The following is a 17,535-nucleotide window of genomic DNA, read 5'->3' on the forward strand; positions in this document are numbered from 1 at the left end:
CGGCCCTGTCGAGCGCCCCGGTGAAGCCTACCACCTCACCGTTGGCAAGCGTGCTGCCGACCGCAGGCACCGACACAAAGGTCAGCGCGGGGTCGACGTCACCGTAGGTCTTGGACTTCGCATCCGCCGTCACCGTCACTGCAAGCTGGTTGATGGTCAGCAGCGCACCCGTGTAGCTTATCGCATAGTTGCCGTTGGCAACCGTGTTCTGGTTGATGGCATAGGTGCCCACGTCTTCGCCCGCGGCCCTGTCGAGCGCCCCGGTGAAGCCTACCACCTCACCGTTGGCAAGCGTGCTGCCGACCGCAGGTACCGACACAAAGGTCAAGGCTGGATCAACATCACCGTAGGTCTTGGACTTCGCATCCGCTGTCACCGTCACTGCAAGCTGGTTGATGGTCAGAAGTGCCCCTGTGTAGGTTTCAAGGTAGTTCGCTCCAAAGGTATATGTACCTTTGTTTATAGCGTAGGTTCCCACATTTTCGCCGGCTACCCTAATCAGGGACCCTGTGGCCACATCGCCACTTACTATCGTGCCTGCCGTTACTTGTGCAGTAAGGGCGGGATCGAGGTCTCCATAAATTTTTGATTTCGTATCCGCGGTTATGGTAATTGGTCTTTGGGTAACCTCCAATTCCGACCCTGTACTACTGGCTTGTGGAACTGCAAATAATCCGGAATCCCCCGCAAAAGAGGTCGTGATTTCGTAAGTTCCAACGTTTAATTTTCCCAAAGTCGGAACTGCTGTTAAATCCAAGGTCAATGAAGCAACACCGCTGGCATTGGTATTTGCGGTTCCGACCGCAGTTCCATCTAGATAAAATGTTATGGCTTTCCCTGAAATACCTGTACTTGTCTGGAAATTAGAGTAAAAAGTAGCCGTTAAAGTTACTGAACTGCCATAAATGGCTGATTTATCAGCAGAAATCAAAGCGCCGTAATTGGCATAAAAAAAAGTCTCCTGATTTCCAGGACCACTGTTAAATGACGTTGATAATGTTGTACCAGTATTGATTGTGTAGTTTAAAATTGTGTATATTTTGCTATTAATCTCAAAGCTAGAAGGAGTGTAGGAAATCCCCGAGATTGTTCTATTGTTGATACTTTGAGTCCCAAAATTTGGTGTCGTAAAAGTTCTAGATTGATTTCCAGAGCCCCCTCCACTTCCTGAAACATTGTAATTGACTGTAATATCTACACCATCTGGCAATCCTCTGGCATACAATCTAAAATTCCCATCGGTGAAATACGTTTCAGCAAAAAGACCTGAAGACTGGCCTCTAGCCATAAGATGAAAAGTTGTCCCCAGTTCCTGTTCAGAAACAAACCATTCAAAATAAATCTCCCCTTTAACATCCGCTGTAACATACTTGTATACGTGTTCGTGATCTGGTATAAAATCACCAATGTGCTCGAAATCGAGTTCGACGATTTCTCCCGGCGACCAGCCGGTTCCGGTTATGATTGCGGTTTCACCAGGAACATAGTCATCCTTGTCGGTGGTGACCGTGGCGGTTGATGTCTGGGAAAGGGCTGGAAATCCCCATAACATCAGGATCGAAAGCATGACCATGCCTTGGATCAAACTCTTCCATGGATTGGGTAAATCTGGTTTCATAGTAAAACAATTTTGGGTTATTAAAAATATAGGCGGTGATCTTTTTACTCAAAGAATCGTAACCAAAATTCGACATTTTGATGTCGTTTGTAGTAAATAAAATGCTTTTTGTTGTCAAAAAAAAGAACTACACCGGAAAATTTTTAGAAGTAAAACTCATGTGAACCGAAAAGTTTAAAATATTATTTTGCAGTATAAATTTAAAATAACCTTATTCATTCAATTCTTGAGATTAATAATCTTATTCATATATTAAATTATATTTATCCTAACAATAAAAAAAAATTGGAGTTCCTAAACCCTCGATATTATAAAATCCTTTGTGGTCTTTCGCAGTGATTTTTTCTCTCCTTTTGGAAAAACAACCTAACAAGCCCTGATATTTTTTAGACAACCAACATATGACATTAACACAGCATTGTCAGTACATATATTTATAGCCAAAACGAAGCACATAAAAAAAGACCTGCCACATGGCAGGCCTTTTAAATTTAACTAAAGCCCATTTGTTAATCTGAAATTCCGGATAATGTGTGCCAGGAAAGTAAGTAATCGCCTCACATATTGAACCTGTCAGAATTACCATTTACAAACACTCTGAATAAGTGGCCGGTCAACGGGCGCACAACATATCCCTGCCCCTATTTCTTTGTTCTAGGTGCTTTGAGGATGTCGTTTGATTCCTTTTCCCATGCATCGGGATTCACCCTTGTCACTGCCGAAGAATTAAATTCATTTGACATTTCATTAAAGACTGTAATCTCTTTTGTGATGCCGTCAAATTCAAATACTTTCCAAAGCGTCCCCGATTGCTGGGGAGCATCAAAAATTGCGATTTGCTCATCGCCGCGGAAGACCCTGACCTTTGCATTTGAGTTTGCCAAGCCGTTTGCCGTATTCGCGAAATTGTGTACCGAATACCTATAAACACCTTCAAAAGTCTGGTTTATTGTAATGGTCTCCGGCCCCGGCCCAAATAAATCGTCAATATCCAAACTTGCAAATTCTGTGAACTGGGTTATCCAGTATACATGGAATCTGAAGGGTGAATTTGGAATCGGCCCAGTAAGATGGGAGTCCAAGTCGATCGTTGGATTCCAAGTCAATACAATTCTCAATTCACCCGATTGCAGGATTGGTGAAAGTGCTATCAGGCCAAGGTTATTCGTTGCATTACCCTCAACGGCAAAATCAGGCACCGAGCTGGCGATGTACCCGGTCTTTTGGACGGTCACCTCATAATTGCCCTGCGGTACATCGATTGCAAAGTGTCCGTCGGATTCCGAGAAAACCTCAAATTGACTGCCGAAGGCAACCCGTGCCCCTTCGATAGGATTGCCGCTCAATGCATCGACGACCCGTCCGATCACCTGTCCATTTGATTCGACTACGGTGACATCAATAGAAACCGACACATCAAAAGATCTCAAGGTTACCTTGGTAGTCCCGGCTTTCAGTGCCTTTAGTAGGCCATTTTGGTCAATGGTGGCTACCGATTCGTCCTCAACGCTCCAATCTCTCTTTACGTCAGTCAATTCCTCATCAAAGAAATTGAAAATTGTCCCCCTTAATTGTATCTCCTCACCGGGTACTAGACTTGCCTCCCCTGGCTCTATTAGGATCCTTGCGGGACAAATTTTGTCTTCGATCCTGAACGCAATACGGAACTGCTGATTTTGGGCTACAGGTATCAGGCCATTTCTCAAGGTGTGCTCGGGATTGGTAACGATTCCCACATCGGCATAGCCCAAAACCTTATTTGCCACCACGACCCGAATACGATAGATCTTACCTACAACGGCCTGGGTTTCACCCGGATCCCAATTTACATAGTAGGTCTCTTCTGCTGGGCTCATGTGGACCTTGTTGGATCCACCTGCCTTTTCACCAAAAGCGGCATGAATCTGATTGAAGCTCAGATCGTCCGAGATCTCCACTTTTGGATTCAGGTTTGGATTGAACCTCCCATGGTATTTTGGGTCCTTTCCCACGGTTGGGCCTAGGAAGTAAAACTCGTCGATGCCGTCATTGGCGGCATCCTTGACACCGATTCTTCCATGTTGAGTTGCCAATGATTGGGCCAAAATGTCCAAGTCATCCACTAGATTTGTTTCATCGCTGTGATCACAGGACGACACCACTACAAATGCTAGACAAAACAATGCAGCCGTCAAAAATCTGAATAGTTTGAGGGCTGGACTAAGGCTTTGATGTTTCATACAAAAACAGGTTAAAGGTTGAAAATTTGACTAATGATTAGCCAAATTAGACCTTCCCCTTTAGGTAAAAAATACCCCAAAAGTAGTAAAACAGGACTTATAGCTACATCTAGCTATTCCAAGTCGAGCGTGCCAACTCCCAAAAAAATCCAACTACAGGGAATAGATTTAACCCGGCTCAAAATAACAAAAGTAGCCTTTTAGTTTAACCTCTGCCAATTGATGCCGCTCTTTTGCACCAAGGAAACAATTCCTGCAAGGTTCCTGACACCAAGCTTTCTGAAGATGTTCTTCCGGTGGGTCTTGACCGTCAAGGGGCTAAGGTTGAGGATATCGGCGATTTCGCCGCCTTCATATTGGTTGATGATCAAGCGGATGATCTCCACCTCTCGCTTGGATAGGCCATAGGCCCCGAATATTCCACCAAAATGATCTTGGTTTACCGAGGGCATTGGCTCTTCCAAGGGTTCATTGAAATACTCATTTCCCTTCAGTACCTCCTCTATCGCGGTCAACAGCTCCGAAACAGAAGAGTCCTTACCGATGTATCCCTTGGCTCCAAACTTGCGGACCATCTCCATGGTGCTTGGGGAATGGTGCATACTGACTACCAATACTTTGAGCTTGGGATGGTTTCGGTGCAAATGACCGAGCAACTGGGTTCCGTCCATTTTTGGCATATTCAGGTCCAGGACCATCAGGTCGATTTGCCCGCCCCGATCAATATATTCCATCACCGCTACGCCGTTTTTGAATTTCTCAACGACCTGATAGTCTTGGTTGGCACGGATCAGTTTTTCGAGCCCATCTGCAAAGAGCTCATGGTCATCAGCTATCACTATTTTTGTACTCATGGGAAATTGAAATTTGTTTGACTGGTACTGTCACGATGATGGTCGTCCCATCACTGTGTGAATCTATATGGAGGTGGCCCATCAAGTAGTCCACGCGTTTTTGCAGGTTTTTGAGGCCCAGGCCTTTTTGTGGGGATTCCAGGATGTCTTTTGGGATTCCTTTGCCATCATCAGTCACCATCAGCGTGACGGTATCATCCATTTCGTCCAAAAAAACCTGCACATCGGCTTCCTTGGCTTGTGAATGTTTGATGATGTTGTTGAGGAGTTCTTTGATGATACGGAAAAGATTGATCTTGGCTTCCAAGCCCAAAAAAGGCAGTTCCTCAATGGTATACGTGATCTTGATTTGTTTTTGCATTTTGACCAAATCAAGGACCTCCTTCACCATCGTCCGGAGGGTTTTGTCATTGGCTTCCATGGGCATCAGTTCATGGGCAATAAACCTCAGGTCCTTGCAGGCCATATCGAGCAGTTTGTCTGTCTCTGCCAGTGCAGCACGCCTTTCCGCATCCATGGTGTTTTCCTCTTCCATGCGGATGCTACCCACTTTCAGTTTGATCAATGCAAGCAAACCGCCCAAATCGTCGTGGAGATCCTTGGCAATGCGCTGCCTTTCGTTTTCTTGGGCTTCGATGATGTTGCGGTTGACCTCGCGCTCTTGCTGGATAAGTTTTTGCTCCACATATTCTTTGTCCTTTTTGAGGAAGTAGTACCGGTGGATGATACCGACCGTCAAAAGCACAACGTTGAAAATAGACCCGACCATCAAGCCGTTAGGCTTCAGCGGGTGCCAATCAATCAATCCTTGGAGGTTCAAAATGTAATTGGTAAACCCAAAAATGAGCACCAGGTTGGCCAATAGTAGATATAGCGAAATCTCCCTATTTTCGCGGATTTGCGAAATATTGACTCCCAAAACCAACAGGATATTGATCGTAGACGCAATAAATCCAAACTGCTGAAAAACCAGAATGGATCCAAAACCAATATCCAAAACTCCCGAAACCAGCATCATCGCAGTAACCAGAAAAACCCCACCAAAGTATAGCCTAACCCCCCATTGCAGCCGCTTGTTGGTTGACTTGATAAAGAAAAACTCATTTATAAACAGCAACAGAAATGTGGACATCATGACTGAAAAAAACGGAATCACCCAAGGCGTGATCCAGCCAATCTTGCTCCCATACACCCATAAAAAAAGATACCCGTCCTCTTCCAATACCAGGGCCAGGGACGAAAGCAGGTAGCCGACAAAAATCAGGTACATCTTTTCGAAGAAATAAAACCAGAGAAATATCCCCAGTAAGGTCGCCATCAGAATAAGCCCTGTGACCGTCCCAAACTTACTGGCCCGCATCGTCTCATACTCCCAATAAGAATTGGGCTCATCCAAGAAAAATGGAATGTAGGTATTCATTCCCCTGCTGTCAACCCGCATCAGGTAGGTAAATTGCTCATTCCTGGGAAGCTTGAGCTGAAAGGAATTGATCCTAGATGCCAAATCCCGCGTGGTACCTGTGTGGTCAAATCCCGTTGTCTGTGTCCTGACTAACCTCCCCTCTTGATCAAAAGTATACAAAGTAGCATCTCTGATCGTAGCGCCCGCAGGGCTAAAGATCAGCGTAATATCGGTTTCCAATCCATTCTCTATCCCAAAACCAAACCACCAAATCGACTCTGTAAAACCTTTGTTGAAAAGCCGGGGATTGTCCAATGGTAAAAAGTTTCCACTCCTGTATGCGGATAGTGCCGCTTCAGGCCCCAGTTCACCGGGACGGTCTTCCAGATACCTAATGTATTCGCCCACAGGATAATCAGGCTGATCGGTAGCAAAAAGCGTCTCCTGCGTGGCAGGAAAAAAAAGCTGTACGAAAACCAAAATCAACAAATGGGCCATAGGGTACGAAAAAGAGCAACTATTTTCCAAAAGGGAACTCAAAACATGCAGCCTCCGACGATAAATCCCGATCTCGGAATACAAAATCAGTCCTCATTAAATACAAAACGGAACTAACACTATCTAAACAAATTTATCGTTTACTGACCAAACCGAAATAGCTAATAATAGCTACAGTCCAAACTGCAATGAACAAAACAAAACACCAAGAATGGTTATGCATCAATTTACCAACTGTTCGGTTTCGTTTCAGTTTCAGATATTTCGGGCTTTTTTCTTGAATTTTCAAGAATTTTTCTTCGAATTCTTCAAAAAAATCAAATTTGGAAATCAGCTGTCAAAAACAAACCCCGATATCCTCCCGACCTGTCTTCTTAAATATTGAATTTCCGGCAAAAAAATAGGCAGGTGAAAAATCCCTACCTAATAAAATAGATTCAACTCTTGGAAACAAAAAGTCAACAGAAAAATGGCCAGATAATCTTCAATCAAATCAATTTGCTCCGGTGGGCCTTGGCTACAGCTTCACCCAAAGAATGGACGTGGAGTTTTTCGTATATCTTTTTGATGTGGTTGTTGACCGTAAAATAGCTGATGCCCAACTCGTCCGCGATCATCTTGTAGCTAAGTCCATCGGCTAGCTTTTTGAGTACCATCGATTCCTTTGGGGTCAACTGATAATCTTCCCGCTTTTCGCCGGGATCATTTCCAAAATACCGAATCACCTTCATCGCAATGGAGGGACTCATGCTTGCCCCGCCTTTGGACACTTCGTCGATACTTTGGGTGATTTGGGTCACCGAAGCGGATTTGAGGATATACCCTTCGGCCCCTGCTTTCAAAGCCGCAAACACTTTTTCGTCGTCATCAAAAGCTGTCTGCACAATGATCTTGATCTCCGGGAAGTTTGCTTTTGCTAAGCGAATACCTTCAATTCCGTTGACAACGGGCATTTCCAAATCCATCAGGATGATGTCCGGGCGCGCTTTTTTCAAATCCTCCAAAATGCTGCCGCAATGGCCATATGATCCCACACATTCCAAATCCGACTGCAAAGCCAGAACGGTCTGAAGACTATCTCTTCGTACAGGATTATCGTCATAAATCGCGACCCTTATCATCGTTTAAAATTAAGTCTATGCAACCCTTCAATCAAGGCTAAATCTAGCTATTGGAAATTCCAAAATGATGGTGGTACCCTGTCCCTTTTGGGAAATAACCTGTGTCTCCCCACCCAAATCCTTGCCCCGACGCTGGAGGTTCTTCAGTCCGTTGCCTTGGTTGACCTGCTGCATGTCAAACCCAACTCCATTGTCATGGATCTTGAGAACCACGGTTTCCCCGTTTTGCATCAGGTCCAAGCTTGCCTCTGTCGCTTTGCTGTGCTTGGCGATATTGTTGAGGGATTCTTTGATCATCAGCAGCAGGTTTTTTCGGACGTCGGGCTGCACGATTTTTTCCTCAAGTTCCTCTCCTATCGAAACATGCAATTGGATGCCCTTAGTCGTCAGCAATTCACTCGCATAGTTCAATATGCGCGAAGCCAAGGTATAGTTACCATCCTGTGGACGCTTCATACTCCATACAATGTCGCTCATCCGGGTCAGCAACTCTTTGGACTGGACTTGGATTTTGTCCACGAGCTCTTTGCCCTTTTCCGGTTCTTCGCTAAGCATGTTTTTGGCCAATTCACCATAAATCTGAAGGCTACTCAACGTCGCCCCCACATCGTCATGCAGGTCCGCAGTGATCCGCTCCCGTTCCTTTGCGAGCGTTTTTTCCTTTTCAGCCTTCAAGCGAATCAGCTCATTTTCATAGGCAAGCTTCGCAATCCTCCTTACAAATACCATCCTGGCAATGATCGCCACAACCCCTGCAAAAGCCAAAAAAGCCAATATCCTGAACCAAATCGATTGGTACCAAGGAGGGTGGATGGTGAATTCATACGAAACGGTTTCCTGCTGACTCGCAATCCTGAATTCAAATCGGTAGCTCCCTGGGCGCAAAGTGGGATATTGCACCAAGTTGGAGTTGTTGAGGTCTTTCCATGCATCATCCACACCTGCGAGTCGGTATTGGAAGGTCTGTTCGGCAGCGAGCCAAATTGGAGTTGCTGAAAGATGAAAGGTCAAGTAGTCCTGATCATAACTGAAATCACCCGGCGTGGTGTTATCCACCATGCGGTTGTTGTTGCGTACCATCGCCAAAATGGGCTTAGGCGCCGAATTGGTTTTTGGTACCTGAGCCGGATAGAAATAATCGAGGCCGCTGACACCACCCATCAGCATCATGCCATCTTCCAAGACCATGGCCGAGTTGCGATTGAACTCGCTATTGATCAAACCGTCAGATTGCGTATAGTTGGTGAAAGCCTTGGTGGAAGTATCCATGCGCGAAAGCCCTTTTCCCGTGCCCAACCACAAGTCGCCCTCCAAGTCAAAGGCCATGGAATATATCCGGTTGTCGGGCAGCCCATCGTTTGTATTGAGCACCCGGCTGAAGCCTGTCTTTTTATCCAAGTAGGCAAGGCCATTTGCCGTTGCGACCCAGAGGTATTTGTCTGAAGCTGCCAAGGCGGCATAAGTCCTTTCCGAAGGAAGGCTTTTGGGATCATTTGGCATGGGCAGAAATTGCCTGATTTCTCCAGAAGGAATATGGAGCGACAGCAAGCCCTCACTTTCGGTACTTATCCAAGCAATATCCCCATCATAGCTGAGGCTGATGGGGGTCAACTTCGGAAAGATCACCCTATTGTCCTCCAGCCTGATGAGTCTCAGTCCATAATCAACCAAGTATCTGTATTCCTTTCCATCGTGGACCGCATACTCATTAGTCCAGATATTTTTTGCATTTTGATTTTGTGAAAAATCAAGGATTTCTTTTCCAAATCTTATGGTCCAATCCCGCCATTCCAAATAAGGCAGATAATTGAAGCGGGGCTTGGTGCCCACCATTTCCGCAAGTTTTTGAGTATTGATGATCTCGGTCTTTTTGGTTCGTTGATTTATCACTGTAAATACAGAGTCCGAGAAATCATGTCGGATGATCACCCGATCTTTCTCGAATGGGTATATGCCTATCATGAAGTCACGATGCAATTCTCCATTTGCAGCGGTCATGCTTCTGAAAAAATCCTTTTTAAGGTACAGCAGGTCCAACCGCCCTCGTCTGAAACCATAAGCGAATTCCCCGTGCCTTTGTGATTCCAAAAAGCCTCCAAGGTGCGAATCGGCAATTCCCAGGCGCTGCATTTCCACGTTGACGTCAACGGGATTCTCCTTTCCCAGTTCCCAAAGGAAATATCCCGCCTCGGTCTTAAAAAGGCTAAACTGCTGGGTCGTATAGACTTCCTCTACTTTTTGACCTCCCAGTTTTTGCATCACCTCAGCGGTACGGTCTCTATTCCGAATCGTGTCCAAGACCGCCCATTTGCTCCAATCCCAGGCGTATCGGCACCACATGTTTCCATGGACATCGATAAGGGTACGAAAATAGCCTTGCCTTAACAAGGTATCGGATATAACCACATCTTCATTTACCAACCTGTACTCACCAAGGTTCCCGCCCCTTTGCACTTCTTTGAACCTTTCTGAAAGAAGAGAGTAGAACTTGCCCCCCGAATAGGTAAGAAAAAGGTTTACGTCGGGACGAATCTTATCTCCTTGTTTATCAACAATCACCATTTCGACAAACCTGTTGCTTTCGGGATCAAAGAGTACAGGTGGTAAGTTGATCCTATTGAACCATATATCTCCCTGATATTCCCAGATATTGAAAAAATACCCTTCTGCCTCCCCAGAATCTATGGGGTAAAATAAGTTTGAGAACGGATCCAATCTACCCAGTTTGGTTCGCCCGATAATGATCCAATAGCGTCCCTTGCTGTCTGGAAAAATGGCGTCGATCGACCCGGTGATTGGTTCTTTGGTCGCATGATGCCTGATCTCCACCGGATACGCCTGAAAGCCGTCAAAGCAATACAAGCCGTCATAGGTCCCAATCCAAATCAGGTTTCCACGATCTTGGCGCAAACTCAAAATCACAGGACTGTTTAGCCCCTTGTCGCTGTCTATGGATAGTATTTGCAGTTGTGATTGGGAAAAGGCCAATAAGCTTGTCAAGCTCAAGATCAACTGAAACAATAATAGCCTAGACCAATTGGGCATACGGTGGAAGATTGAGATTCTAAAATATGGTTTTGGCTGGATTTATACCATTTATAGGTGATTGAAACCAATAGAAACTGCCTTTTTCATAAAAAAACCGTCCCGGATTCGGGACGGTTTTAGGGTTATGCAGAACGAGGAGTTACTGTTTGATGATGCGGCCCTGGAGCGTTTCGCGGTCGACCTGTACTATCACCTGGTACATGCCCTGGGCGAAGTGGCGCAGGTCGACCTTTCTGGTGAAGCTCAGCTCGTGCTGGCCTTCCTCCTGGTACACCAGCCTGCCCGCCGCGTCGAAGATGCGGATCGACACGTTCGCCCCCTCCGGTATCTGTACCATCAGGTTGGTCTCCTGCATCGCCGGGTTCGGGTAGATCAGCAGGTCCGTTGGCCTGTCGGTCTCCCTGTACAGCGTGATCTGCCTGCTGATGGTCTGTCCCGCCCTGTCGGTGCTGTGTACCTTCACCGTGGTCCTTGCCTCAGGCATGTGGTTGCCCTTCCATACCAGCACGTTGTTTTCCAGGTAAACGTCCGGATGCTCGTCCATGCTGTAGCTGTGGATGTCGTCCGCGGGGTCGACCGTGTGCAGCCCGGTCAGGATCTCCCCTGCCCTCACCTTGTGCGATACCCTGTCCTTGGCGGCGAAGATGTCCACCGGAAGCGGCTTGTTCAGCACCAGTACCGGCAGGCTGATCGCAGGGCCGTTGTCGCCTTCCTCCAGGTATTCCGCCGGCAGGCTGCCCTCCATCTGGTAGAAGCCCGGCTTCAGCGGGTCGAAGTCGCTGATCGACCACTTGATCTGCTGGGCAAGCTCCATGTCGCTGCCCTCCTCGAAGTACACGTAGTCGGAGGCGATCTTGGGCAGCGGTGTGTTCCATGGCACGGTGACCAGGCTCTCGGAACCCTCGAGTTCCTCCCTGCCGTTCTTGGCGGGCTTCCTGCAGCCCACCACCAGCAGCCTGAACCTCATCTTGCCCTTGCCCACGTTGCCCGATGGATCCTTGGCCTCGAACTCTATCCAGCCGTTCTGTGCCTTCCTGAACACCTTGCCCGGCTCGGGGCACTGGTGCAGCTCGAAGCCACAGTTGTCGCTGGCCGTCACCCTGTTCCTCAGGTCCGGCATCACGAACGTATCTCCCCTGCGGATGACCTTCACATAGGGCTGCTGCGGCACCGTTACCTTCGGCTTGGTCTGGTCGACCACCCTGATCGTCACTTCCGTGGAAGCCTTGGTGCCTACGGCGTCCACCGCCGTGAAGGTGATCTTTTGCTCACCGATGTCGGCACAGCTGAAGTCGCATTCGCTCAGCTTCAGCACCACCGGTCCGCAGCTGCTGGCCGTGCCGTCGTCCACCATGGCAGTGGTCAGCCTGCCCCTGCCGTTCTTGTTCAATACCACCGTGATTTCCTGTTTGGTTTTTATCTGTATCGTGCAGACCGGGGTGACGGCGTCCACCGTCACCACCTGCAAGGCCGTTGCTTCGTTGCCGTTGACGTCGGTAGCGGTCCATTTCACAACCGTCATCCCCACGGGGAACACGGCAGGTGCGTCGTTCACGATCGAGGCTATGCCGCAGTTGTCCGTGGCGACCGCATTGCCCAGGTCTATGGCCGGTGCGTCACCGCCCTCGCCCTCGGATACCGCAATGTTGCCCGGAGCCGTTATCTGCGGTGCCTGCCTGTCGGCCACGGTCACCCGCTGTACCGACGTGGCCGTGTTGCCGTTGGCGTCCGTCACGGTCCAGGTCACCGTCGTCACCCCTACCGGGAACTGGTCCGGAGCGTCGTTGGAGACGCTGGCCCCCGTACCCGTGAAGGTCGGGCTGCCGAGCTCAAGGCCTTCGGCGAAGCAGTCGCCCTCACCGGCGTCGGTCGTGATGTCCGCAGGTGCATTTATCGTCGGAAGCTCCTCGCGGGTCACGTTCACGCGCTGTTGGGCCGTTGCCGTGTTGCCGCTGTTGTCCGTCGCCGTCCAGGTCACTACGGTCAGGCCGAGCGGGAAGACGTTCGGAGCGTCGTTTTCGATTTTCTCAATCCCGCAGTTGTCGGATGCCTGTGCCTCGCCGAGGGCAACGCCTGTGGCACTGTCCGCGTCAGGGGCGATCTGGACCGTGACGTCCGCAGGAGCGGTGACCAAAGGATCCTGCTCGTCGACCACCGTCACGGTCTGTGTCGCCGTGGCAACGTTGCCGTTGTTGTCCGTCACCGTCCAGGTGACTGTCGTCGTACCCAATGGATAGGTTTCGGGCGCATTGTTCGTGACTGTGGCAATGCCGCAGTTGTCCGAAACGGTTGCTTGGCCGAGGGCCACGTCGACCGCGTCACAACTGGTGGTTCCCGTGCTTGTCTGTACGGCAGCCGGAGCGGTGATTGCCGGAAGTTCCCTGTCTGTCACCGTTACCTGCTGGGTTGCGGTGGCGGTGTTGCCGTTGCCGTCGCGGACCGTCCAGGTGACGACCGTTGTACCAATCGGGAAGGTCTCCGGCGCGTCGTTGCTGATGCCGTCGGCAGGGATGTCCTCTCCCGTCACGCTCGGTGTGCCGAGGTCAGCAAGGGTAGCGAAGCAGTCGCCCTCACCGGCGTCGGTCGTGATGTCCGCAGGTGCATTTATCGTCGGAAGCTCCTCGCGGGTCACGTTCACGCGCTGCTGTGCCGTTGCCGTATTGCCGCTGTTGTCCGTCGCCGTCCAGGTGACCACGGTTGTGCCAATCGGGAATGTCGTCGGAGCGTTGTTCGTGACGGAAGCCACACCGCAGTTGTCGGATGCCTGTGCATCCCCGAGGGCTACGCCTGTGGCACTGTCCGCGTCAGGGGCGATCTGGACCGTGACGTCCGCAGGTGCGGTGACAATTGGATCCTGTTCGTCGACCACCGTCACGGTCTGTGTCGCGGTGGCAACGTTGCCGTTGTTGTCCGTTACGGTCCATGTCACTGTTGTAGTGCCCAATGGATAAGTCTCGGGTGCATTGTTCGTCACGGAGGCGATGCCGCAGTTGTCCGAAACGGTTGGTTGGCCGAGGGCAAAGTCGACCGCGTCGCAGGAGCTGGTTCCCGTGCTTGTCTGTACGGAAGCCGGAGCTGTGATGGTTGGAAGCTCCCTGTCTGTCACCGTTACCTGCTGGGTTGCGGTGGCGGTGTTGCCGTTTCCGTCGCGGACCGTCCAGGTCACGGTGGTTGTCCCTACCGGGAAGGTCTCCGGTGCATCGTTGCTGATGCCGTCGGCAGGGATGTCCTCGCCCGTCACGCTCGGTGTGCCGAGGTCAGCAAGGGTAGCAAAGCAGTCTCCTGCATCGGTGTCCGCATTGATGGCCGCAGGTGCCGTGATGGTGGGAAGCACTTGTCGAACCACAGTAACATTTTGCGTGGCTGATGCAGTCTTACCCCCCTTGTCAGTAACTGTCCAAGTTACAACGGTAACACCAAGAGGGAAAGAAGCTGGTGCGTTGTTTTCGATCTTTTCAATTCCACAATTGTCTGTCGCCTGAGGCTCGCCAAGTACTACACCCGTTGCGTTTTCAGCACCTGGAGCAACAGAAATAGTCAAATCGTCTGGTGCTGTGATCTCTGGATTCTCTTCATCCGCAACCACAATCGTCAGTTCAACGATACCCGCACTACAACCGTCTGAGGCATTTGGAGTAAACACATAGGTTGTTGTTTGTGAATTATTCACAATAGCAGGGCTCCAAGTACCAGTTATCCCATTCTTAGAAGTAGTTGGCAATTCTGGGACCGCTCCCCCAAAGCAAATGGGGTCGATAGGGTCAAATTCAGGAACGATTTCAGATAATCTGATCTCTGCGCTGAAGATGATTCCTCCTGGTCCACCCAGTTCTGTTTGATTGACATACAACGTATTCAATCCTTGGACCAACAACGGCGCAATGTCGTTTCTGGTGATTGTTGCTACCGAGCCAAATCCGTTGCCTCCGTCAGTTTTACCTGTAAGAGGTTGCCCATTCAAGTAAAGTCCCGGCAGCGGATTGCCGAGTTCATTATCCACAGCAAAGTTGAAAATCAGACTTGCCTGTTCAAATGGTTGGTCAATGAAAAAATCAAAAGCGTGTAAAGTCGTGTTTCCGTTCCCATTGCTCCCGGTATTGTTTATCCATTTTGCCTCAGGATCAGATGACAAACCAGTGAGCCAAGCACCTGGGAATGGAGGAATGACGAACGGACTTGACCCATTTCGGGCTGCTTCAAAATCCGAGCTTGTAAACGGAACAGTGAATGGCCCGTCATCAGGTCCCACCAACATCCTGATGGACCTGTCCACATTACCTTCGGCAGGACTTCCACTACGCAGCTTGATGATCCCATCAATTTTCGCATAAACGGTAAGTAGCGAATCGCAACCTGCTTTGTTGGTGAGTGTTTGGGTGAAGATACCGCTCTCTGTGTAGCTGGTACCATTTACTTCCACACTCTCGCAGCCCACCACATGCACTACTCCACTGGTGGCTATACAGCCGTCACCTGAAAACACCGGCGTACTTGCCGTACCAAAGGTAGTTCCATCCAAAGCAGCTCCTGTTGACGTCGCTTTGTTTTGTACTGTAAGCCCAGCCCCCGCTCCACTGCGGTTCATGTCCCAATAGCCCACAAGTCCGGTTTCGTTGCCGGTAAGTTGGCTGTTCATGTTAGCTACAATTTCAGATTGTGTTCGCACCGTGTTCCAGAGGCGGATTTCATCAAGTGTGCCATTAAAGTGGAACCCATCCTGCCGCTTACCAATGAGTAAAGGGTTGGTATTGTGCGTTATGTTGCGGGTGGTTGCCTTGCTTTGCACCAATACACCATTTTTATAGATGCTCATGGTGGTGCCACTGTATACCGCAGCAACGTGTAACCATTCATTAAGGTCTGCATTCGTCAATGGAATGGTTACCGCATCCAAACCATCATTATCCGAAACAAAAAAGTTTAGATTTGATGAATTTGGGCTGGTGGCATCAAGTCTTAGCTGATAGCCATCGCGGTCAATGCCCGGACCGATTGAACCACCTTTCTGAATGACCTGATTGACTAGGTTAAATGATGCTGGATTAATCCAAGCTTCGATGGTGATGGCCGATGTTAGGTTATAGGCGCTGTTGTTGCCGGCGTCTATGTGGTCAGTGGAGCCATTCATTTGAACATTGTTGCCGAATTGGGCGCCATAGTTCGGCGGAGTGAATTCGGATCCGTTCAATTCAGCTATTATTTGCTCAACACTTAGCGGAGTATTGAAAATTTTCACCTCGTCAATAACCCCATTGAAAAAACGGCCACCATTTGCAGTACCAATTCGTACTGTTCCAGATGGTGCTACCGGGGTGGAAGAATTTGTGAAAACTGTTGGTATACCATTAATGTACATTTGACTTACCCCATTCTTTCGAACTAATGCAACGTGGTACCAAATGTTTGGCGCAGTTAAATTACTGCCGCTGTTGTACCAGGTTACTCCACCAATACCGCTCATTAGGGCATTACCGGGGCCGGTTCCGTTTCCGTTATTTATTCCAATTGAATAGCCATTTGAAGTATTTACCGTGTTGTCAAAGCCGTTCAAAACAATATTACCCAATTGGGGCAAAACACTTGGCTTTATCCACGCCATCATGGAGTAGTTATCAGTTTGAGTAGTGGCTACGTTGGCTGTTTCTATAAAGCTGCTTGTGCCATCAAAACTATACGCACTGTTGGGATTTCCGAAACGGTCGGTTGTAAGTGTGGCTCCATTTACCGTACCATTGTTACTACCCGCTGCATCATTGGCGTTACCATTAAATGGGTAATATGCAATTGGAGAGGAAGACGGCGGCGGCGGCGTGGTGCCATTGAAATCCGCCAACACCTCTCCGTCTGAAAGTTGGGTATTGAAAATTTTGACTTCATCAATCGCGCCATTTAAATGACCCGCACCTCCCCCCGCACTTCCGAAGTGAAAATGTGTTCCTCCACTCCAGGGATCACCAGAAATATTGACGGTTGTTCCCTCCAGTTGCCCATTTACATACAATTTCATTTGGCCATTTCCGGTTGCTGAAATCGCAACATGGTACCATTGATCTTGTACAATGGAAGTCGAACCTGGCAAAAAGTACAAATTCCAGGTATATAAATAGTGTAAAAAGGAGCCACCACTCGTCCTCATCTGATGGCTCCAGCCGCCATTCGGTGCGCCCGCATCACCGCCTGGTGCCAAAACTATAACGCTCATGTCGCTCGGGTTACTGCTGTTGAACCTTACCCATGCGATGACGGTGTAAGACGAAAAGGAAGCCGATGGTACCGAAATGAAATCATCCACCCCATCAAAACTGTACGCGCTGTTGGGATTCCCAAAGCGGTCAGTCGTGAGCGTAGCACCGTTAACCGAGCCATTGTTACTTCCTACCGCATCATTGGCGTTGCCGTTGAATGGGTAGTATGCAACCGGTGTTTGTGCATGCGCTAGGGCAATTGCACAAACCATCAGTATGGTTAGAAAATAGCTTAACGTTCTCATTTCTAGTGAATTAAAAATGGAATATTCAAGTGAAAATTACGCTCGATTGACGAACTACTATAGTTGAAGTTTTTCATGGGTCTGAGGTTTAATGGTGAAAAGATGAAAGACTCGAAAACGAATTTACCCGCGCCTGCCAGCGAAAAAAATACCCCAAAAGTAGTAAAACTGCCTTTATAGCTACATTTAGCTATACCAAGCCGCATCGGTGAATTCCCTCGAAATCTTATGTTACAAAGGGATTAAATCTGAATTTTTTGGCCTAAATTCCAGACAAAAGAACAA

The 17,535-nt window shown here is 48.7% G+C and carries 7 protein-coding genes; all 7 read right to left on the reverse strand.

Annotated features, from left to right (window positions below; genetic code table 11):
• Positions 1–1,618: MBG domain-containing protein (locus L0U89_RS13380; RefSeq protein ID WP_305067154.1), on the reverse strand; the 1,618-nt coding region annotated here is incomplete at its 3' end.
• A gap of 641 nt (positions 1,619–2,259) precedes the next feature.
• Complete coding sequence (locus L0U89_RS13385) at positions 2,260–3,837, reverse strand: carboxypeptidase regulatory-like domain-containing protein (RefSeq protein ID WP_234861984.1); 1,578 nt, start codon at positions 3,835–3,837, stop codon at positions 2,260–2,262.
• A 200-nt stretch (positions 3,838–4,037) separates the two neighbouring features.
• Positions 4,038–4,691, reverse strand: a complete 654-nt coding sequence (locus L0U89_RS13390; protein ID WP_234861985.1) for a response regulator — start codon at positions 4,689–4,691, stop codon at positions 4,038–4,040.
• Positions 4,666–6,591 (reverse strand): sensor histidine kinase, encoded by a 1,926-nt coding sequence (locus L0U89_RS13395; protein ID WP_234861986.1) that lies wholly within the window; start codon positions 6,589–6,591, stop codon positions 4,666–4,668. The genes L0U89_RS13390 and L0U89_RS13395 overlap by 26 nt, the downstream gene beginning before the upstream one ends.
• Positions 6,592–7,079: 488 nt before the next feature.
• Entirely contained in the window at positions 7,080–7,712 is a 633-nt protein-coding gene (locus L0U89_RS13400; protein WP_234861987.1) for a response regulator, read from the reverse strand.
• A 27-nt stretch (positions 7,713–7,739) separates the two neighbouring features.
• Entirely contained in the window at positions 7,740–10,757 is a 3,018-nt protein-coding gene (locus L0U89_RS13405) for a sensor histidine kinase (protein WP_234861988.1), read from the reverse strand.
• A 142-nt stretch (positions 10,758–10,899) separates the two neighbouring features.
• Entirely contained in the window at positions 10,900–17,250 is a 6,351-nt protein-coding gene (locus L0U89_RS13410; protein WP_234861989.1) for a LamG-like jellyroll fold domain-containing protein, read from the reverse strand.
• Between the last annotated feature and the right edge of the window lie 285 nt (positions 17,251–17,535).

This window comes from Mariniradius sediminis (assembly GCF_021491425.1).
In the GTDB taxonomy this organism is placed as follows: domain Bacteria; phylum Bacteroidota; class Bacteroidia; order Cytophagales; family Cyclobacteriaceae; genus Mariniradius; species Mariniradius saccharolyticus.

Excerpts from the sequence above, each read along its gene's own strand:
- L0U89_RS13405 (WP_234861988.1), bottom strand. The coding sequence starts at position 10,757 with ATGCCCAATTGGTCTAGGCTATTATTGTTTCAGTTGATCTTGAGCTTG.
- L0U89_RS13410 (WP_234861989.1), bottom strand. The coding sequence starts at position 17,250 with ATGAGAACGTTAAGCTATTTTCTAACCATACTGATGGTTTGTGCAATT.
- L0U89_RS13400 (WP_234861987.1), bottom strand. The coding sequence starts at position 7,712 with ATGATAAGGGTCGCGATTTATGACGATAATCCTGTACGAAGAGATAGT.
- L0U89_RS13385 (WP_234861984.1), bottom strand. The coding sequence starts at position 3,837 with ATGAAACATCAAAGCCTTAGTCCAGCCCTCAAACTATTCAGATTTTTG.
- L0U89_RS13390 (WP_234861985.1), bottom strand. The coding sequence starts at position 4,691 with ATGAGTACAAAAATAGTGATAGCTGATGACCATGAGCTCTTTGCAGAT.
- L0U89_RS13395 (WP_234861986.1), bottom strand. The coding sequence starts at position 6,591 with ATGGCCCATTTGTTGATTTTGGTTTTCGTACAGCTTTTTTTTCCTGCC.